This window comes from Flavobacterium sp. UM26, assembly GCF_057922445.1.
Genome location: NZ_JBVHCY010000010.1, coordinates 95,126 through 116,407 on the forward strand (window position 1 = coordinate 95,126; position 21,282 = coordinate 116,407).

At 34.7% G+C, this 21,282-nt stretch carries 19 protein-coding genes; 8 read left to right on the forward strand and 11 right to left on the reverse strand.

Going from position 1 to position 21,282, the window contains the following annotated elements:
* Positions 1 to 88 precede the first annotated feature (88 nt).
* The 7 genes from acs to ACZ1AQ_RS12405 form a co-directional block, all read right to left on the reverse strand.
* Positions 89 to 1,996 carry an acetate--CoA ligase gene (gene acs, locus ACZ1AQ_RS12375; RefSeq protein WP_489633202.1) on the reverse strand — a complete coding sequence of 636 codons (1,908 nt, stop codon included), beginning with the start codon at positions 1,994 to 1,996 and terminating at the stop codon, positions 89 to 91.
* A 362-nt stretch (positions 1,997 to 2,358) separates the two neighbouring features.
* A complete protein-coding gene (ilvC, locus tag ACZ1AQ_RS12380) occupies positions 2,359 to 3,828 on the reverse strand; it encodes a ketol-acid reductoisomerase (RefSeq protein ID WP_489633203.1) in 1,470 nt (489 codons plus the stop codon).
* Between the two features lie 98 nt (positions 3,829 to 3,926).
* On the reverse strand, positions 3,927 to 4,445 hold the full coding sequence (gene ilvN, locus ACZ1AQ_RS12385; RefSeq protein ID WP_489633204.1) for an acetolactate synthase small subunit: 519 nt from the start codon (positions 4,443 to 4,445) through the stop codon (positions 3,927 to 3,929).
* Between the two features lie 5 nt (positions 4,446 to 4,450).
* On the reverse strand, positions 4,451 to 6,145 hold the full coding sequence (gene ilvB, locus ACZ1AQ_RS12390) for a biosynthetic-type acetolactate synthase large subunit (RefSeq protein ID WP_489633205.1): 1,695 nt from the start codon (positions 6,143 to 6,145) through the stop codon (positions 4,451 to 4,453).
* A 49-nt stretch (positions 6,146 to 6,194) separates the two neighbouring features.
* On the reverse strand, positions 6,195 to 7,868 hold the full coding sequence (gene ilvD, locus ACZ1AQ_RS12395) for a dihydroxy-acid dehydratase (RefSeq protein WP_489633206.1): 1,674 nt from the start codon (positions 7,866 to 7,868) through the stop codon (positions 6,195 to 6,197).
* A 260-nt stretch (positions 7,869 to 8,128) separates the two neighbouring features.
* On the reverse strand, positions 8,129 to 9,244 hold the full coding sequence (gene leuB / locus ACZ1AQ_RS12400; RefSeq protein WP_489633207.1) for a 3-isopropylmalate dehydrogenase: 1,116 nt from the start codon (positions 9,242 to 9,244) through the stop codon (positions 8,129 to 8,131).
* Positions 9,245 to 9,272: 28 nt separating this feature from the next.
* Positions 9,273 to 10,448: a 2-isopropylmalate synthase gene (locus tag ACZ1AQ_RS12405; protein WP_489633208.1), complete on the reverse strand. Its 1,176-nt coding sequence runs from the start codon at positions 10,446 to 10,448 to the stop codon at positions 9,273 to 9,275.
* A gap of 153 nt (positions 10,449 to 10,601) precedes the next feature.
* Here ACZ1AQ_RS12405 and ACZ1AQ_RS12410 point away from each other — a divergent pair, with 153 nt between their 5' ends.
* Complete coding sequence (locus tag ACZ1AQ_RS12410) at positions 10,602 to 12,146, forward strand: hypothetical protein (RefSeq protein WP_489633209.1); 1,545 nt, start codon at positions 10,602 to 10,604, stop codon at positions 12,144 to 12,146.
* Between the two features lie 39 nt (positions 12,147 to 12,185).
* Here ACZ1AQ_RS12410 and ACZ1AQ_RS12415 read toward each other — a convergent pair whose 3' ends face one another.
* The 3 genes from ACZ1AQ_RS12415 to ACZ1AQ_RS12425 form a co-directional block, all read right to left on the reverse strand.
* Positions 12,186 to 12,407 (reverse strand): hypothetical protein, encoded by a 222-nt coding sequence (locus ACZ1AQ_RS12415; RefSeq protein WP_489633210.1) that lies wholly within the window; start codon positions 12,405 to 12,407, stop codon positions 12,186 to 12,188.
* 61 nt (positions 12,408 to 12,468) lie between these two features.
* The gene (locus ACZ1AQ_RS12420) at positions 12,469 to 12,759 is read right to left on the reverse strand and encodes a putative quinol monooxygenase (protein ID WP_489633211.1); all 291 of its coding nucleotides are present in this window, start codon (positions 12,757 to 12,759) and stop codon (positions 12,469 to 12,471) included.
* A 2-nt stretch (positions 12,760 to 12,761) separates the two neighbouring features.
* Positions 12,762 to 13,355: an NAD(P)H-dependent oxidoreductase gene (locus ACZ1AQ_RS12425; RefSeq protein WP_489633212.1), complete on the reverse strand. Its 594-nt coding sequence runs from the start codon at positions 13,353 to 13,355 to the stop codon at positions 12,762 to 12,764.
* A gap of 98 nt (positions 13,356 to 13,453) precedes the next feature.
* On the opposite strand from ACZ1AQ_RS12425, the gene ACZ1AQ_RS12430 reads away from it, so the two are divergent.
* Positions 13,454 to 14,350 (forward strand): LysR family transcriptional regulator, encoded by an 897-nt coding sequence (locus tag ACZ1AQ_RS12430; RefSeq protein WP_489633213.1) that lies wholly within the window; start codon positions 13,454 to 13,456, stop codon positions 14,348 to 14,350.
* A 42-nt stretch (positions 14,351 to 14,392) separates the two neighbouring features.
* Here ACZ1AQ_RS12430 and ACZ1AQ_RS12435 read toward each other — a convergent pair whose 3' ends face one another.
* The gene (locus tag ACZ1AQ_RS12435; RefSeq protein WP_489633214.1) at positions 14,393 to 16,369 is read right to left on the reverse strand and encodes an alpha-ketoacid dehydrogenase subunit alpha/beta; all 1,977 of its coding nucleotides are present in this window, start codon (positions 16,367 to 16,369) and stop codon (positions 14,393 to 14,395) included.
* A gap of 173 nt (positions 16,370 to 16,542) precedes the next feature.
* Between ACZ1AQ_RS12435 and ACZ1AQ_RS12440 the strand changes: the two genes are divergently transcribed.
* The 6 genes from ACZ1AQ_RS12440 (at position 16,543) to ACZ1AQ_RS12465 (ending at position 21,281) form a co-directional block, all read left to right on the forward strand.
* Positions 16,543 to 17,496 carry an isopenicillin N synthase family dioxygenase gene (locus tag ACZ1AQ_RS12440; RefSeq protein WP_489633215.1) on the forward strand — a complete coding sequence of 318 codons (954 nt, stop codon included), beginning with the start codon at positions 16,543 to 16,545 and terminating at the stop codon, positions 17,494 to 17,496.
* 87 nt (positions 17,497 to 17,583) lie between these two features.
* Positions 17,584 to 17,913, forward strand: coding sequence for a translation initiation factor (locus tag ACZ1AQ_RS12445; RefSeq protein ID WP_489633216.1), 330 nt, complete (start codon positions 17,584 to 17,586; stop codon positions 17,911 to 17,913).
* Positions 17,914 to 18,060: 147 nt separating this feature from the next.
* Positions 18,061 to 18,927, forward strand: coding sequence for a nucleoside phosphorylase (locus tag ACZ1AQ_RS12450; RefSeq protein WP_489633217.1), 867 nt, complete (start codon positions 18,061 to 18,063; stop codon positions 18,925 to 18,927).
* Positions 18,928 to 18,939: 12 nt separating this feature from the next.
* A complete protein-coding gene (locus tag ACZ1AQ_RS12455) occupies positions 18,940 to 19,476 on the forward strand; it encodes a GNAT family N-acetyltransferase (protein ID WP_489633218.1) in 537 nt (178 codons plus the stop codon).
* A complete protein-coding gene (locus tag ACZ1AQ_RS12460) occupies positions 19,477 to 20,328 on the forward strand; it encodes a substrate-binding domain-containing protein (protein WP_489633219.1) in 852 nt (283 codons plus the stop codon).
* Between the two features lie 20 nt (positions 20,329 to 20,348).
* Entirely contained in the window at positions 20,349 to 21,281 is a 933-nt protein-coding gene (locus tag ACZ1AQ_RS12465; RefSeq protein WP_489633220.1) for a transglutaminase-like domain-containing protein, read from the forward strand.
* Position 21,282: the final 1 nt, after the last annotated feature.

Below are 21,282 nucleotides of genomic sequence, written 5' to 3' on the forward strand. Positions count from 1 at the left end.
GAATGCAACAGTTTATATACTTTTATATATAAAAAAACTGCTTTATCTTTTGAATAAAGCAGTTAGCAAATTGTATTTAATGTATTAGTTATAATCTGTTGTTTTTTATTTCATCCACAATTTCTGGATTAAGTAAAGTTGTAGTATCTCCAAAATTAGAGAAATCACCTTCGGCAATCTTACGTAAAATTCGGCGCATAATTTTTCCTGAACGTGTTTTTGGTAAGCCTGTTACAAATTGGATTTTGTCTAATTTAGCAATTGGACCAATATGATCAGTTATGATTTGATTAATTTCTTTTACCAAATTATCTCTATCTCTAGATTCTCCAGTTTCTTTCAAAATAACGTAACCGTATAAGGCATTTCCTTTGATATCGTGTGGGAATCCAACAATGGCAGATTCAGCAACAGCAGGATGCTCATTGATCGCGTCTTCAATTGGAGCTGTACCCAAATTGTGTCCAGAAACAATTACCACATCATCAACGCGGCCGGTGATTCTGTAATATCCAACTTCATCACGTAAAGCACCATCACCAGTAAAATATTTGCCTGGGAATGTAGAAAAATAGGTGTCGATATAACGCTGGTGATCTCCCCAAATTGTTCTGGCAATACCAGGCCAAGGGAATTTAATACACAAACTTCCTACAACTTGATTGCCTTCGATTTCGTTTCGTTTATCATCCATCAAAACAGGCTGAATTCCAGGTAAAGGTAAAGTTGCGTAAGTTGGTTTGGTTGGGGTTACAAAAGAAATAGGTGCGATCATGATACCACCTGTTTCGGTTTGCCACCAAGTATCTACGATTGGACAACGCTTGTCGCCAACGTGGTCATTAAACCAGTGCCATGCCTCTTCATTAATGGGTTCTCCTACAGAACCAATAACTTTTAATGATTTTAATGGGAAACGCTGCACATACTCCAAACTTTCTTTAGCCAAAGAACGAATAGCAGTTGGGGCTGTATAAAATTGTGTTACTTTATGTTTTTCGATAGTTTCCCAAAAACGACTAAAATCTGGGTAAGAAGGAATTCCTTCAAAAATAACTGTCGTTCCACCGTTTAACAAGGGACCATAAAGTGTATAAGAATGTCCTGTGATCCATCCAATATCAGCGGTACACCAAAAGATGTCATTTTCTTCGTGATTAAAAACATTTTTGAAAGTATAAGAAGTGTACACCATGTAACCAGCTGTTGTATGTACCATTCCTTTTGGTTTTCCTGTAGAACCCGAAGTATAAAGAATAAACAAAGGATCTTCTGCATCCATTATTTCAGCTACATTATTATCAGAAGCCTGTTCCAAAAGAGGTTGTAACCATTGGTCTCTTCCTGATTTCATGTTAATTGCCGTCTCTGTTCTTTTCACAACCAAAACAGATTGCACCGAAGGACATGTTTCTAACGCTTCATCAATAATCCCTTTCAAATCTATAGTTTTATTCCCTCTATATCCACCATCAGAAGTAATGACCATTTTACATTCACTATCATTAATTCTTGATGCAACTGCCGAAGAAGAGAATCCTGCAAAAATAACAGAATGAATGGCTCCAATTCTAGCACAAGCTAAAATCGAAACAGCCAATTCTGGTATCATTGGTAAGTAGATACAAACACGATCTCCTTTTGAAATTCCTTGTTCTCTCAATACATTAGCCATTTTACAAACTCGTTGATGCAATTCGTTATAGGTAATGTGTTGTGCAGCTTCTTCTGGATTGTTGGGTTCAAAAATGATGGCATTTTTTTCACCTCTCTTAGCTAGGTGACGATCAATGCAGTTTTTGGTGATATTTACTTTAGCTTCGGTAAACCATTTTACTTCAGCAGTAGCCATATTAAAATCAACTACTTTATCCCAATATTGATACCAAGTAAAATTTTCTTCGGCAATTTTCCCCCAAAATTTTCTAGGTTCTCTTACCGATTTATTATAATGTTTAAAATATTGTTCTAAATTTTCGATTTTAAAATAACTCATCTTTTTTAATTTTTTGCGAAGATATTAATTCTATACTCTTTTGTTGATTAATCAAAACCAAATATACTAATTCCTTTGATTGTTGATTGCATTAAATACAGTTTTTTGTAGGTTTTGATACAATAAAAAAGGCAAACTTGTTACAGTTTGCCTTTAGAAATAACAATTTAACTTCAATTTATAACAATCATTTCTTTTTCCGGATTACATTCACTTAACTCCCCAACGAAGTTAAGTGAATCTGAGAGTATCAAATCGTCTAGCCCAATTTTACATTTAATAACTAATTCAAACTAAAAACCAAGAGAATATCGATAAGATAGTTATTCAGCACACGCTCCCATGTGTGGTAATTCCATTCATTAACCTATTTTTTTCATTGCAGTCATCGATTCACGCAACCAAGCTCCTACTTCTTCGATTGGATGTTGACGAATGCTATTATTTACTGCAATCAACACAGCATTATCTACTTCATTTGAAGTTGAAAATGGTTTACCAATTACATTTGTATCTATAGCTTGCATAAAATCAACCAACAAAGGTTTGCACGCATGATCAAACAAATAACAACCGTACTCAGCTGTATCCGAAATGATTCGGTTCATTTCGTATAATTTTTTTCTAGCTACAGTATTAGCAATCAATGGCAATTCGTGCAATGACTCATAATAAGCCGATTCTTCAATGATTCCAGATTCTGTCATGGTTTCAAAAGCCAACTCCACACCTGCTTTTACCATAGCAACTAGTAGAACTCCGTTATCAAAATACTCTTGTTCAGAGATTGGCGCTGTAGTAGGTGCTGTTTTTTCAAAATTAGTTTCGGCTGTAGCGGCTCTCCATGATAATAAGTTGATATCGTCATTTGCCCAATCAATCATCATATTTCTTGAAAATTCACCAGAAATAATATCATCCATATGCTTTTGGAATAGTGGACGCATGATATCTTTTAGTTCATCTGCCAATTCATAAGCTTCAATTTTCGAAGGATTGTTCAAACGATCCATCATATTGGTGATTCCTCCATGTTTTAGTGCTTCGGTAATCGTTTCCCAACCGTATTGAATCAATTTTGAAGCATAACCTGGCTCGATACCTTTTTCTACCATTTTGTCAAAACACAAAATAGAGCCTGTTTGTAACAATCCACATAATATGGTTTGCTCTCCCATTAAATCTGATTTTACTTCAGCAACGAAAGAAGATTTTAAAACACCTGCTCTATGACCTCCTGTAGCCACAGCATAGGCTTTAGCTTGCTCTAAACCAAATCCATTTGGGTCATTTTCTGGATGTACTGCAATTAAAGTAGGAACTCCAAAACCTCTTTTGTATTCTTCACGTACTTCGGATCCTGGGCATTTTGGAGCACACATAATTACCGTAATATCTTTACGAATTTGCATTCCTTCCTCAACAATGTTAAACCCGTGAGAATAAGCTAAAGTAGCTCCTTCTTTCATCAAAGGCATAATAGCACTTACCACCGCAGTATGTTGTTTATCTGGAGTTAAATTACAAACTAAATCTGCACTTGGAATCAATTCTTCATAGGTTCCAACTTTAAAACCATTATCTGCAGCATTCATATAAGAAGCTCTTTTTTGAGCAATTGCCTCTGCACGCAAAGCATAAGAAATATCTAAACCTGAATCTCTCATGTTTAAACCTTGGTTTAATCCTTGAGCTCCACAACCTACAATGACTACTTTTTTTCCTGCCAAAGCTGTTATTCCATTTGCAAATTCTGATTGATCCATGAATTCGCAAACGCCTAATTGTTCTAATTGTAATCTAAGTGGTAATGAATTGAAATAATTTGCCATTTTTTTAATATTTAATGAATGTAAAATTTTATAATTAATAGTTTTTATTTGGTTCTGTTTTGAAATTCTTGTTACGACTATTTCAATGAGATAGTACGCTATAAATTCTCCAATATTGCCGAAATTTCCATTTTTGTTTTAGAAATTGAAATACGTCCTGAACGTACAAATTGCATGATTCCAAATGGTTTTAGTTTAGCATACAGCTCCTCTATTTCTGAACGCTTTCCTGATTTTGAAATCACAAAAAAGTCTCTCGAAACCGTAACAATTTGTGAATTGCTTTCTTTGATAATATTTTGAATTTGTCGTTCATCAAAAAGCAAACTCGATTCGATTTTGAAAATAGCGCTTTCCAAGAAGATGGTTTCTTCATCGATGTGGTAAAAAGCCTTAATTACTTCAATCTGTTTTTCAATTTGACCTACGATGTTTTGTACCCATTTTTCGGTTGTATTAACTACAATTACAAATCGAGAAACGTTTTCTATCTCTGACTCGGATACATTTAAACTCAAAATATTTATATGACGTTTCAAGAATATCCCTGAAATTCTGTTCAATAAGCCTACGTTGTTTTCTGAATATACAGAAATTGTGAATGTTTTATTTTCCATAACTTTTAACTTAATCTGATATCAGAAACTGAGGCTCCTGTTGGAATCATTGGAAATACATTGTTTTCTTTTTCTACTACTACTTCCAAGAAATAAGCTTCTTTTGAAGCTAACATCTCAGCAACAGCAGCATCTAAATCCTCCCTTTTGGTCACTTTTTTAGCTTTAATGTAATAGCCTTCTGCAATCGCAATGAAGTTGGGATTAATCATCTCTGTAGAAGCATAGCGTTTGTCAAAAAACAACTGCTGCCATTGTCTTACCATTCCTAAAAATTCGTTATTTAAAACCACAATTTTTACAGGTACTCTAGTTTGAAAAATAGTTCCTAATTCCTGAATTGTCATTTGGAATCCACCATCACCAATAATTGCGACTACTTCACGATCTGGTTGTCCCATTTTGGCACCTATAGCTGCAGGCAAAGCAAATCCCATCGTTCCTAAGCCTCCAGATGTAATATTACTTTTAGATTGATTGAATTTAGAATAACGACAGGTAAACATTTGGTGTTGCCCAACGTCAGAAACCATAATTGCATCACCTTTAGAGTGCTTGTTTATCATTTCGATAGTTTCTCCCATCGAAATTCCTTCACCCTTTGGCCTTAACTCGTCATTGATAACACTATCTAATTCAATTTTATATTTTTCTTTGAATTCGTTATGCCAGGCTTCATGTGATTTAGCTTCTACCAATGGTAAAAGTGCCGCTAACGATTCTTTTACGTCACCCAAAACCGCTATATCTGTTTTTACATTTTTATCAACCTCTGCTGGGTCAATTTCAAAGTGAATTATTTTGGCTTGTTTAGCATAGGTTGCTAAATTACCCGTAACACGATCATCGAAACGCATACCGATGGCAATCAAAACATCGCATTCATTGGTTAAAATATTTGGGCCATAATTACCATGCATTCCCAACATACCAACGTTTAAAGGATGATCTGATGGTAACGCAGAAAGACCTAAGATTGTCCAAGCTGCTGGTATTCCTGTTTTTTCAATTACCGCTTTTAATAATTCCTCAGCTTGCCCCAAGATTACACCCTGACCAAAAACAATGTAAGGTTTTTTGGCGCTATTGATCAATGCAGCCGCTTCAGCAACTTTTTGGTGATCTAAAATAGGTTTTGGTATGTAACTACGAACTCCTTTACATTTGCTGTAACTAAAATCAAGTTCATCAAACTGAGCGTTTTTAGTAATATCCACCAAAACTGGTCCTGGACGTCCTGAACGAGCAATGTAAAAAGCTTTAGCGATGATTTCTGGAATTTCTGAAGCTTCTGTAACTTGGTAATTCCATTTGGTTACCGGAGTCGAAATCCCTATAATATCCGTTTCTTGGAAAGCATCAGAACCCAATAAATGTTTCCCAACCTGACCTGTAATGCAAACCATTGGAGTTGAATCGATTTGAGCATCGGCAATTCCAGTGACTAAATTTGTAGCTCCTGGTCCAGATGTAGCGATGGCTACTCCTACTTTTCCAGTAGCTCTTGCATATCCTTGTGCAGCATGCGTTGCTCCTTGTTCGTGTCGAACTAAAACATGATGCAACTGATCCTGAAATTTATATAATTCATCGTATACAGGCATTATGGCTCCACCTGGATATCCATAAACGATGTCTACACCTTCTTCTAATAGGCATCTGATGATTGCTTCAGCGCCTGTAATTTTATTTGTTACCATTGGTATTCTTATTTTGAAATGAAATTGCTTTCATTTTTATGTCATCTAGTTATTTATCGGTTACACATCCTGTTGAAGCACTAGAGACCGATCTAGCGTATTTAAGTAACACTCCTTTTGTAACTTTTAGTGGTGGTTGTACCCAATTGGCTTTACGTCTTGCAAATTCTTCATCAGAAATTTTAAGGTTAATTGTATTCTTGACGGCGTCAATAGCAATTACGTCTCCCTCTTCTACTAAAGCAATTCCTCCACCATCATAAGCTTCTGGAGTGATGTGACCTACTACAAAACCATGAGAACCTCCTGAGAATCTACCATCTGTAATTAAAGCTACCGAATTTCCTAAGCCAGCTCCCATTATGGCAGATGTTGGTTTAAGCATCTCTGGCATACCTGGACCACCTTTGGGACCACAGTATCTAATAACGACTACATTACCTGGTTTTACTTTTCCAGCTTCAATTCCAGGAATAACCTCGAATTCACTTTCAAAAACTACGGCAGTTCCTTCAAAATATTCACCTTCTTTACCACTTATTTTGGCAACACAACCTTCTTCAGCAAGATTTCCGTATAAAATTTGAATATTTCCTGTAGGTTTTAATGCCTTTTGTATTTCGTGAATAACGTCCTGACCATCATTTAAATCTGGAATGTCAGCTAGATTTTCAGCTACTGTTTTACCAGTTACTGTCATACAATCTCCGTGGATCAAACCGTTTTTCAATAAATACTTCAATACTGCTGGAACTCCTCCTGCATAATGAAGATTCTCCATCATGTATTTACCACTTGGTTTCAAATCACCTAGCATAGGTGTTTTGTCACTAATATTTTGAAAATCTTTTAAAGTAATTTCAATATCAACTGAATGCGCCATAGCGATTAAATGCATTACAGCATTTGTAGAACCACCAAGAACAGCTACAATCGTAATCGCATTTTCAAACGCTTTTCGAGTCATAATATCTCTTGGCTTGATGTCTTTTTCGAGCAACAAACGGATATATTTACCAGCATCCAAACATTCATTTCTTTTTTGTTCACTCAAAGCTGGATTCGATGAACTGTATGGTAAACTCATTCCTAGGGCTTCTATAGCCGAAGCCATAGTATTGGCTGTGTACATTCCACCGCAAGCACCAGGACCTGGACAAGAATTTTGAATTACTCCTTTAAAATCCTCTTCAGAAATTGTATTTTTCAATTTTTTACCCAAGGCTTCAAAGGCAGAAACAATATTAAGCTTCTCACCTTTCCATTCACCTGAATGAATTGATCCGCCATAAACCATAATGGCTGGTCTATTTACTCTTCCCATAGCAATTAATGCTCCGGGCATGTTTTTATCACATCCTGGTATGGCAATCATAGAATCATACCATTGCGCTCCCATTACAGTCTCAATAGAATCAGCAATAACATCTCTTGAAACCAATGAATAACGCATTCCGTCAGTACCGTTAGAGATTCCATCACTAACACCAATTGTATTAAAAATCAAGCCTACTAAATCGGCATCCCAAACCCCTTTTTTGACGTGTTTTGCTAAATCATTTAAGTGCATGTTACAGGTATTTCCCTCGTATCCCATGCTTACAATTCCTACTTGTGCTTTTTTTAAATCTTCCTCAGTTAATCCAATTCCGTACAACATTGCTTGTGCTGCTGGTTGTGTTTCGTCTTGTGTAATTGTTTTACTGTATTTATTTAATTCCATTTTTATGTATATCTATTTTTTTTTTTTTTAAATATTGTGTAAAAAAAAACCTCCCAAGAGACTGGAAGGTTTTCTATATATGTTTATAACATAGTATCATACCATTCCTCTTGCCTGCGTAATAATTACGATGACATTAATAATAGAGGTAATAATATTGTTATGTTTTTGCATTGTTTTTTTTTTATTGAAGTCCAAATCTACTAAAAGTTTGGATAAAAAAACAATGAATCCTCTATTTTTAATGTTTTATCAATAAACTAGACTATAGTTGATCGACCAATTTGTACAAAATCTTTTTTGAAGTACAAATCTTCTGCATCCATAATGTGATTAGCAATAAAATCCCCAACTTCATTTGTTCCAAATCGTGAATCTACCCTTAAATCTACGGTGACGACCTGATTACTTATGGCAGCTTCTACCGCAGCAATTACTTTTTTAGCTTCCTCAAACAATCCAAAATGTTCTAATAGCATAGCTACAGACAAAATCGAAGCGATTGGATTAGCAATATTTTTATCTTTAGCTTCGGTATAACAACCGTGAATAGGTTCAAACAATGAATGATAATCTCCAATAGAAGCAGAAGCCATTAACCCGATTGAACCCGAGATAACGCTTGCTTCATCTGAAAGAATATCACCAAACAAATTATCGGTCAATAAAACATCAAACTGTCTTGGATTCAAAATGATTTGCATTGCTGCATTGTCTACATACAAGAAATTCAATTCAACTTCAGGATATTCAGAAGCAATTTCTGTAACTACTCTTCTCCAAAGACGTGAGGTTTCTAATACATTGGCTTTGTCTACTAATGTTACTTTCTTGCGTCTAGCTTGAGCAGCTTTGAAAGCCAAATGCGTGATTTTTGCAATTTCAGATTCATTGTATTCACACAAATCCGAAGCATAGGTTTCGGTTTCGTTGGTTGTTTTTTTGCCAAAATACAAGCCTCCATTGAGTTCTCTGTACACCACAAAATCAGTTCCATTTAAAACTTCTTTTTTTACAGGGGAGGAACTCATTAAATGTGGATAAGCTTTTATGGGGCGAATATTAGCATATAAGCCTAATTCTTTTCTTAATTTCAATAATCCTTGTTCTGGACGAACTTTTGCAGTTGGATTATTATCATACATCGGATCTCCGATTGCACCAAACAGTATACAATCCGTATTTCTACATAAATTTAAAGTCTGTTCCGGTAATGGTTTTCCAGTTTTTTCGATAGCAATTGCACCTATGTAAGCATCTTCAAAAACAAATTCGTGGTTGTAAACCACGCCAATAGCGTTCAACGCTTTTTTAGCTTGCATTGTTACCTCTGGACCTATTCCGTCTCCTGAAAGTACTGCTATTTTTAAATTCATAATTTTTTGGTCTTAATAGTCTTTTGGTTTAGTTTTTGGCTAGCTCGCTTTCAATTTTACAAGCGGCTATGATTTGATGAATATCGGTATCAACCACTTCTTTTTTAATGTCTGCGAACTTTAAAAATTCTTGATAAACAATATCCAATTGTACTTTGGTTAATTCATAACCTACTTTCTTTGCTCGGTAAGCCAAAGCAGCGCGGCCACTTCTTGCTGTCAAAATAATAGATGATTCATTGACACCAACGTCTAATGGATCCATAATTTCATAGGTGGCTCTGTTTTTAATTACACCATCTTGGTGAATTCCTGAACTATGAGCAAAAGCATTGGCACCCACGATTGCTTTATTAGGCTGTACAATCATTCCCATACTTTCAGAAACCAATCGACTCATTTCGTTCAATTGTCGAGTATTAATATTGGTGTCTAAATTCAAATAAGGATGTTGTTTGAAAATCATTACCACTTCTTCAAGTGCTGTATTTCCGGCGCGTTCACCAATACCATTGATAGTACATTCTATTTGTCTTGCTCCGTTTATAGCTCCAGCAATTGAATTGGCTGTGGCCATTCCTAAATCGTTATGACAATGACAAGAAAGAATTACATTCTCAATACCTTTTACATTTTCTTTCAAGTATTTTATTTTTGCACCGTATTCTTCTGGCAAGCAATAACCAGTTGTGTCTGGTATATTTAAAACAGTAGCTCCCGATTTAATGACTTCCTCACAGACTCGTGCCAAAAATTCATTATCGGTACGACCAGCATCTTCAGCATAAAATTCTACATCTTCTACATATGATTTTGCGTGGGCAACGGCCGCTTTTGCTCTTTCGATTACATCTTCTCTTGTTGTATTCAATTTGTGTATTACGTGCGAATCTGAGGTACCAATTCCTGTATGAATTCTAGGTTTTTTGGCATATCTTAAAGCATCAGCAGCAACATCTATATCGTTTTTTACGGCTCTGGTTAAACCACAAACCGTTGCATTTTTTACAATTTTGCTAATTTCAGAAACAGATAAAAAATCACCTGGACTTGAAACCGGAAAACCAGCTTCTATGATATCAACTCCCATTTCGTCTAAACGATTTGCAATTACCAGCTTTTGTTTGGTATCTAGCTTGCATCCAGGAACTTGCTCTCCATCTCTTAGTGTGGTGTCAAAAATTTGAACTTTCTCTCTATTCATTTTAATTTATTTAATGTAATTTCACATCTCTAAACAAAAATAGATTTCGTTACACAAGCACAAAAACCAATATATTCAAATATACTCTTTATAAAAGCAGTTAATTGTTTTCAATTATTTGATTATCAATAGTTTAAGATACATTATTTTACAATGGCTAACCATCAAAAAGATTTTTTATTTGTTTTAATAAAGTCCCTTTCCAAGTCTGAAAAACGTCAATTTAAGATTTTTGCCAGTCGATTAGAGACTAGTTCAAATACCAAATTCATCGAGCTTTTCAATATTTTGGATAAATCAGAAGTCTATGATGAAAAGATGATTTTAAAAAATGGATTGATCAAAAAAGTACAATTATCCAATTTGAAGTCGTATTTGTACAAACAAATCCTTGTTAGCATTCGCTTAAATATTCCAAGTCAAAATATTCGTTATCAATTGCGTGAACAGATTGATTTTGCAGTGATTTTGTACAACAAAGGATTGTATAAACAAAGCTTGAAAATTTTAGATAAAACCAAAGCTTTAGCCATTGAAAATGATGAAAAATATATGGCTTTTGAAATTGTTGAATTTGAGAAACTAATCGAGTCACAATACATCACAAGAAGTATTCAAGGTCGTGCTGATGAATTAGTAGTACAGGCTAAAGAGTTAAATTACCGTAATACCATTTCGAGTAAGCTATCCAATCTTTCGTTGCAGTTATATGGTATTATGCTGAAAACGGGCTATGTAAAAAGTGATGCCGAGTACAAATACATTGATGATTATTTCAAAAAGCACATCTCCAAATTAGACGAAAGTAAATTTGGTTTTAGAGAAAAATACTGGTTTTACAATGCCAATTTATGGCGTAGTTTCTTGGTTCAGGACTTTTTGGCCAGTTATAAATATGCCTTTAAGTGGGTGACCTTGTTTTATGACAATCCCAACATGATTTATTTGAACCCTGTGTTTTTCTTGAAAGGAAATAATTATCTTTTGGAGTCATTATATATGCTCAAGTACAAATCAAAGTTCAAGAAATACTTAGTTTTACTTGAAGAAACCATCAAAGATGCTCGTTTTCCAATCAACGACAATATTGCTTGCTTGTCCTTTCTGTATTTGTATAACAACAAACTCAATTATCACATTCTAGAAGGCTCATTTGTAGAAAGCGAATATCTGATTCCAGAGATTTTGAATAAACTCAAAATTCACAATGACCATCTTGATGAGCATCATGAGATGTTGTTTTATTACAAGATAGCTTCAATCTATTTTGGAAACGAAAAATATGCGGAGTGCATTAATTATCTTGAAAAAATAATCAACAACAAAAACTTATCAATGCGTGAAGATTTGATGTGTTTTTCTAGGCTTTTATGCTTAATTGCTCATTATGAATTAGGTAAAGATTTTTACATCGAAAACCAAATCAAAAACACCTATAAATTTTTGATTAAGATGAATGATTTACATGAAGTGCAAAAAGAAATTATTCGTTTTATGAAAAACTTAAACTCGATTTATCCAAGTGATATCAAAAAGGAGTTTATAAAAATGAAAGAGCGTTTTGTTGAACTCGACAAGAACACCTATGAAAAAAGAGCTTTCTTATACTTGGATATCATTTCGTGGCTAGAAAGCAAAATTGAAAACAGAAAAATTAGTGAAATCATAAAAGAAAAAGCCAAAATAAATAATCGATAAAAAAGGAAAAAGGAGGTACTAATTATACCTCCTTTTTGTTTATAGTTCTTTTCTACCTCTCAGAATATCTTCAAAAGTGCAGCATCTCACAATTTCCTGCTCCCCTTCTATCATCATTGGCAAATAAATCCATTCCACCTCCGAAAGGTCTTCTTTTAGGTAAAAAGCCATATCCTCCAAATTGAAAAACCACTCCGTATCATATTGCACTTTATGAATTGTAGAATCTTGAATTAATAGTTTTTCTTTGAGTGGTTTCATATTTTCTCTCTCTTACAGTTGGTTTTCAAAATTAAACCATACGCCCTGAGTGCACAAATTTTTATGCAATTCGATTCGTAAAATATAACAAGGGTTCTTCTTGAAGGAATGATTTTGAATTTTGAAAAAAAGACTGGATGTAACTTTGTTGATTATGAAGGTCAAAACCAGTTTGATTTTCCCATACTTCATGAAAAATAAAAAGAGATTTGTCATTTTTGTCTTGGTGCAATTCATATTGAACACAAGCAGTTTCTGATTTGGACTGATAAACCATATCCAAAAGTATGTGACGAAGTTCTTCAATATTCTCAGGTTTACTTTTTAAAATCGCAGTTAGATTTATTTTCATAATTAATTTAAAAATAGTTGTTCCAAATGGTTTTGATATTTTTCTAAGTCCTTTTCAACATTGGCATTTTTCTCAATATCGTGAAAATGCATACTTTGTAATGGTTGTAATCCTACAAACGCATTCATTCTATGAAAACCAAATAACGGCCCTTCATCTACAGAATGTTGACTAAAAAACTCCCCTGGTAAAGTAAAAGCTTCTTTGGGCGCGTTCCATGAAGTGGTAACCATATATTGTTTTCCTATCAACATGCCACCAGTTCCATAATTTATTGCTGGATTTTCAGCAGAACGACCATCGCTTTTGTAAATGCCATTAGCATGACCTTCTGTAAAAACAACATCAATATACTTTTTAAAACCGTGAGGCAATTGAAACCACCATATTGGAGTATGATAAATAATTACATCAGCCCAAACAAATTTTTCTACTTCATCTTTTGGATTATACTCGTCATTAATATTGGTCATTTTTACTTGAAAATTTGGATTACTTTCAAAGAATTCCAAAGAGGCAGATGCAATAGTTTCATTGAATCGTCCACCTGAATGACCAAATTTTTGTCCACCATTGATTATAAATATTTTTTTCATGATATAAGTTGTATTTTTTTGACTTTGCAAAGTTAGAACGCATTTATCTATTACAAAAACAATATAAATTATACCTTTGTATTATAATTATAATAGTTATGGTGAATTTTGAATGGTATCGAACCTTTAAAGCGATTTATAAAACAGGAACTTTGACGAATGCAGCAGAGGTGCTATTCATATCTCAACCTGGGGTAAGTTTGCATTTAAGTGCTTTAGAAAATTATGTAGGATATAAATTATTTGACCGAAGTGGGAGAAAAATGATTCCTACCGAAAGAGGAAAAGTTCTTTACAATTTTATAGTTGAAGCATTGAATAAACTAGAAGAAGCAGAAAAAACGTTCCAACGAAGTACAGAAAAAGACACACCAACCATTAGCGTAGGAATGTGTTTTGAAACCTTTCAGATTACTTTAGAGCAATTTGTTTCTAGTTTGCCTTTCAATATGATCATTCAATTTGGATTATACCCAGAGATGATAGAAAATTTAGAAAAAGGAATCCTAGACCTTATCATAACGCCACAAATGGTAACTAAAAACGGAATCGATTATCAAGAGTTCTCTAAAGAAACCATTGTTCTTATTGGAGGAAAAGAGACTGACGGTGATGAATTTAATGCAATACTTAAGAATGAGAATTTGTTAGAAATCGAAACTTGGTTAAAACAGCAAAAATGGTATGGAACTACTGGCGATATGGAGCATCTTCGTAAATTTTGGCAATTAAATTTTAATAAGCATCCTGATTTTAGACCTAATTACATTGTTCCAAATATCAATTCAATTGTTCGTTGTTTAAGCTCGGGATCTGGTTTAGCAGTAGTTCCTGATTTTCTTTGCAAAAACGAGATAGAAAATGGGGCTGTTCAATTAATTTGGAAAGGAAATAATCCTTTGGTAAATAAACTCTATTTTGCTTCAAGAAAGAAAAACGAACATTTGACCGAAATAAACTTAATTAAAGAAAAATTTCTGTCTTTACTAAAATAGAAAGGTTGCTCATATACAAAAATACAAGCAACCCTTTTGCAATTAATAAGCTATTAAATCCAGTAATTCCTTTTCAAATCTACCTTTTGGTAAATATTGGTCTTCCAACGCCTTAGTAAATGGGATTGGCGAATCCAAACTAGCAACTCGTTTTACTGGCGCATCTAAATACTCAAAACAATTTTCCATAATCAATGCAGACAAATCACTGGCAATTCCACCAAAAAGACTGTCTTCTTGCACAATAATGGCTTTTCCTGTTTTCTTTACAGAAGCAAAAATAGTTTCGGTGTCCAAGGGTTGCAAGGTACGTAAATCAATCACATCAGCACTAAGCTGTGGATTTTTATCCAAGGTTTCTAAGGCCCAATGAACGGTAGCTCCAAAAGCAATAATGGTGATTTGTTCCCCTTCTTTTAAAAGAGATGCTTTACCTAAAGGAAGCGTGTAATACTCCTTTGGAACCTCTTGATAAATGGAACGGTACAATAATTTATGTTCGAAAAATAAAACCGGATTTGGATCATTAATGGATTCATTCAATAATCCTTTGGCATCATATGGAAAAGCCGGATACACTACTTTCAAACCTGGTGTTTTGGTAAACCAAGCTTCATTGGTTTGAGAATGAAAAGGTCCCGCTTGTGTCCCACCGCCACAAGGCATTCGGACCACAACATCGGCTTTTTCTAACCAACGATAATGCGATTTTGCCAATAGATTTACTATTGGATTAAAACCTGTAGAAACAAAGTCTGCAAATTGCATTTCCATAATGGCTTTGTATCCATTAATAGATAATCCCATAGCCGCAGAGACAACTGCGCTTTCGCAAATTGGAGTATTTCGAACGCGTTCCTTTCCAAATTCAGCCACAAAACCATCAGTTATTTTAAAAGCACCTCCATACTCAGCAATGTCTTGCCCCATAATTACTGAGTTTTCATAGCGCTGCATGGATTGTTTTAATCCTTGACTAATAGCATCTATAAAACGAATATTTTCTGTTGCTCCTGAGGGTTCTACAATTTCTGCAACATAGGGTTTGTAGACATCGTTTAGCTCTTCGGCAAAACTAGCTTCTATTTCTGGTTCGGCATTAGCCAAAGCCCAATCGGCATCAATTACCTTTTTGATTTCTGCTTTCATTTCAGCATCCAATGCTTCTGAAAGTATACCGTTTTCAACTAAGAAATTTTTATAATTGGTCACAGGATCTTTTGCGGCCCACAAATCCATCAATTCTTGAGGAACGTATTTAGTGCCGCTTGCCTCTTCGTGGCCTCGCATTCTAAACGTTTTAAACTCTAGTAAAATAGGACGTGGACGCTCAATCATTGAAGCTTTTAATTCGGAAATCAAATTAAAAACTTCCAAAATATTATTCCCATCTACAATATGACTTTCCATACCGTAACCTTTTCCTTTATCGGCTAGATTTTCACAACGGTATTGTTCATTTGTGGGAGTAGAAAGTCCATATCCGTTATTTTCTATAACAAAAAGAACCGGCAAATCCCAAACAGCAGCAATGTTTAATGCTTCGTGAAAGTCGCCTTCACTTGTAGCCCCTTCACCTGTAAAAACGGCTGTAATTTTATTATTCTTTTTTAAAGTATTAGCCAACGCAATCCCATCGGCCACTCCCAATTGCGGACCCAAATGCGAAATCATTCCAATGATTTTATATTCTTGGGTACCAAAGTGAAAACTACGATCTCTACCTTTTGTAAAACCATTGGCTTTACCTTGCCATTGTGAAAATAATCGGTGTAAAGGAATATCGCGTCCTGTAAAAACGCCTAAGTTTCTATGCATAGGCAATATATACTCATCCTGGTCTAAGACAGCGGTAATTCCCACAGCAATAGCTTCTTGACCAATACCAGAAAACCACTTAGACACTTTGCCTTGTCTTATTAGAATGAGCATTTTTTCTTCGATTAATCTAGGAAACAGTATTTTTTTATAGAGACTAATTAATTGTTCGTTGCTAAGTTCTTTTCTATCAAAAGTCATAGGTTTCGGTTTTTTATGAGTGCTTCAAAGATATAAAAATATAACAGTTTGACTTATTTTTGTTATATTTTTTGAATTTCAAATGATTTTTTAAAAAGTCAGAATTGAAAATATTCTTTACATTTGTAACTAGAAGTTTTAAAAAGCTTCTAAATTATCAAAATTCAAATAATATGCAAAACATTCCTAGTGTTGACTTGCGTGATTTCCTTTCGGATGACCCGAAACGTAAACAAAAATTTGTAAATGAAATCGGAACCGCTTACGAAGAAATAGGCTTCGTAGCATTAAAAGGTCATTTTTTGAATGACGAATTAGTTGAGAACTTGTATACCGAAGTTCGTAACTTTTTTTCACTTCCTCTCGAAGTAAAAGAAAAATATGAAATTCCAGGTATTGGTGGACAAAGAGGCTATATTTCTTTTGGAAAAGAACATGCCAAAGGACGCTCAGCTGGAGATTTGAAAGAATTTTGGCATTTTGGCCAATATGTAAGCGAAGGTTCAAAGTATGCCGGTGAATATCCTGCCAATGTTGAAGTAGCTGAGTTACCAAGTTTTAATACTGTGGGGAAAGAGGCTTATCAAATGCTTGAGAAAACAGGGGTTTATGTATTAAGAGCCTTAGCCTTATTTATTGGTTTGGACGAATTTTACTTTGACCAATACGTAAAAGACGGTAATAGCATTTTGCGACCTATTCATTATCCGCCAATCACAGATGAGCCAAAAGACGGCGCCGTTCGTGCAGCAGCACATGGAGATATTAATTTGATTACCTTATTAATGGGGGCTCAAGGAAAAGGCTTACAAGTGCAAAACCACGATGGAGAATGGATTGACGCTATGGCACAACCTGATGAATTAATGATTAATGTTGGTGATATGTTATCACGTCATACCAATAATCGTTTGAAATCAACTATTCATCAAGTAGTGAATCCGCCGAGAGAACTTTGGGGAACCTCACGTTATTCTATTCCGTTTTTCATGCATCCTGTTAGCGATATGAAGCTAAATTGCTTGGAAAATTGTATCGATGACCAACATCCTAAATTATTTGATGACATCACTGCTGGCGATTATTTGTATGAGCGCTTGGTAGAATTGGGTTTAATCAAAAAGTAAAAGTATAAACATACCTATCAGTGATTCCAAATTCCAAAGCTTACCAACTTGGAATTTGGAATTTGATTTTTTCAAAAGTTCAATTTTATGGATTTACAAGACCAATTAAAACAACTTTTTCCAGATCATCAACCTCTTCCCGACGAACCCGTTGAGGAAGTAGCACACGAATTGTATGTGCAAAAAGAACCTATGATTTGTAAATACGAAAAACGAAAAGGCAAAGCCACCACCATTATAGAAGGCTATGAGGGAACCGATGAGGATTTCAAAATTTTAGCCAAAGAAATAAAAACAAAATTGAGTGTGGGTGGTACTTTCAAAGAAGGTGCAATCATCATTCAAGGTGATTATCGCGATAAAATTATGAGTCTTTTAAAAGAAAAAGGCTTTAAAACAAAAAGAGTTGGAGGGTAAATAGTAAGTGTTCAGTATGCTGTTTTTAGTGTTCAGTTTAATAGATAAAAAACACAAATGCACGTACTCCAGTCCTCAGAATGCAAGCTTTAGTAATCAGTTTAACAACATTAAACGATTAAGCCTTAAACAATTTAAACATAGGTTATGATTAAAGATTCCGAATTAATACTCAACCCAGATGGTAGTATCTATCATCTGAACTTAAAGCCAGAGCAAATTGCAACTACTATTCTGTTTGTGGGTGATCAAGATCGTGTAGAAAAAATCACTAAGCACTTTGATGCTATTGAGTTTACTGTTCAAAAAAGAGAATTCAAAACGCAAACCGGAACTTATAAAGGCAAGCGAATTAGTGTGGTTTCTACTGGAATAGGTCCTGACAATATTGATATTGTACTCAACGAATTAGACGCTTTAGTCAATATCGATTTAAAAACTAGAAAGGTAAAAGATACCCTAACCTCATTGAGAATCATCAGAATTGGAACTTCTGGCTCTCTACAAGCCGATATTCCAGTAGATCATTTTGTGATGGCGCAATACGGACTAGGATTAGACAATATGCTTCGCTCCTATTTAATTGAATCTATTGCTGAATCTCGTCTAGAAAAAGCGTTTATCGAACATACCAACTGGGATTTGAAAAAAGGAACGCCTTATGTCATCGGTTGTTCCCCTGAGTTAGAGCAATTGATTACAAGTGATCAAATTCACAAAGGCATTACAGCAACTGCTGGTGGTTTTTATGGTCCTCAAGGACGTGTGTTACGATTAGGAATACAAGATCCAGCATTGAATGCTAAAATGGATTCTTTTAGTTTCGAAGAACATCGCATTACCAATTTAGAAATGGAAACCAGTGCCATTTATGGACTTGGTAAATTATTAGGTCATCATTGTTTGTCTATGAATGCCATCATTGCCAATCGTGCTAACGGCACTTTTAGCCAAGATCCTTATAAAGCTGTAGACGAACTTATTTTGTATACACTCAACAAACTAGCGCAATAATCACAACAAAATATGGATGTACACCTCGAAACCGACCGATTAATACTGCGCCCATTTACGCTTGACGATGCCGAAGCTATGTTTATCATGGATTCTAATCCAAACGTACACAAATACTTATGGAACAAACCCGTTCATAGTATTACAGAAATCTATCCGGTGATTGAATCGCTTCAGAAACAGTATGCAACCAATAAAATTGGCCGTTTTGCTACTTTTTTAAAAGAAGATGGTCAGTTTATCGGTTGGACTGGTATTAAGTTCATTAACGACCATATAGAAAACGGAAATACTAATTTTTACGATTACGGATACCGTTTAGATGAGCGCTTTTGGAACAAGGGCTACGCCACGGAAGCCACAAAATTCTGGTTAGATTATGGTTTTACTCAATTGAAAATACAAGAAATGAATGCTTACACCCACGCTCAAAATGGCGCTTCCAATCATATTTTAAGCAAATGTGGGATGCAATTTGTAGAAGAATATACGGCTGAAGACGGCATCAATTGGAAATGGTGGCAACTATTTAATCCAAATCAAAAATAAATGACAACAATACGAATAGCTGGTGTTCCAGAACATTTTAATTTACCTTGGCATTTAGCCATAGAAAATGGAGATTTTAAAAAAGAAGCTATCGACTTGCAATGGACCGATGTTCCAGAGGGCACGGGTAAAATGTGCCAAATGCTACGCGATGGAAGTACGGATATTGCTATTATTTTAACCGAAGGTATTGTAAAAGATATTACAGCTGGTAATCCTTCAAAAATCGTTCAAGTATATGTAGAAACTCCTTTGATTTGGGGAATTCATGTCGCAGCACAATCTAAATACGAGAACTTGGCTCAACTCGAAGGTACGAAAGCAGCCATTTCAAGAATAGGTTCTGGTTCCCAGTTAATGGCTTATGTCAATGCAGGTAATCAGAATTGGGATACTAATTCCCTATTATTTGAAATCGTCAATACCATTGATGGTGCCGTTACTGCTTTGACGGAAGGTACTGCTGATTATTTTATGTGGGAACGATTCATGACACAGCCTCTCGTTGACCAAGGAATTTTCAGAAGAATCGCTGACTGCCCCACACCTTGGCCTTGTTTTGTTATTGCTGTTCGAGATGAAATTCTGGAAAAAGAACCTCAAACTATCTCCAAAATACTTGAGATAATTAATGCTTACACATTTAAATTCAAAGAATTAACCAATATAAAAACAAAACTTGCAGAACGCTATCATCAAAAAGAAGAAGACCTCGAAAAATGGCTAGCTTTAACCGAATGGTCACAAAACGAAATAAGTGAAAATGTGTTAAACAATGTCCAAAATCAATTGTTGGAACTCGGAATTATTGATAAAAAAAGTACATTTGCTGAAATAGTAAAAGTGGTATAATCGTACTCCTTTTTTAAGATATGATAGACCCAAAAAAAATTGATTTAAATAAACTAAAAACCCAACTTCAAGTTAAGAAACCTTGGGATATTATTATTATATCTTTTTTGAACTTGGTCATCACCTTTCCTGTTTTTATCATTATACATCACAATATTATTGATTTCAATTGGCCTTTTAATTTAGACCGAATTCTTATATTCTTATTGGTCTTCATTGTTATTCATTTCGTTCTTAACGCTATGAGAACCTTTATGATGATTGCCATTCTCATTTATTTTTTTGTTCTTATTTATGGCAGTATCTTCGGAAATTATGGCTTTAACAGTGTCGTTGAAGATTACAATTCAATGGTCTATACTATGTCTGACAGTCCTTACCCTCAAGACATTATCATTGCAAAACTGCTTCCCTTTCCTAATAAATCTAAAATTTTGGGCGCTATTGAATATCAAAATCCAAAAGTTAGGAATTTTGCCATTATGGCTACTACAAAGCACTTTCGAAATATAAAAGGATATAGCGATTACAGAACAATTATTCAGTGTTTTGCAGTTTTCAAGGAAATTAATTCGCGTTGGAATTACGTTCACGACCCTAAAGAAGGCGATTATATTGCTACAGCAACAGAATCTTTGATGTATTTCTCTGGCGATTGTGATGACCATTCCATTCTTATGGCAGCTTGTGTTAGAGCTATTGGCGGAACCCCAAGATTAATTCACACCAAAGGACACATTTATCCCGAAATATTAATTGGCTCTATGGAAGACTTAGAAAAAGTGAATTATTTAATCAAAAACGAATTATTCCCAAGGGAAAGCGCCAACAAACAATTGCATTATCATATTGATGAACGCGGACAAGTATGGATGAACTTGGATTATACAGCTAAATATCCTGGAGGACCTTTCTTGTTTGAGGAAATTTTAGGAGCGTTAACCTTAAATTAGA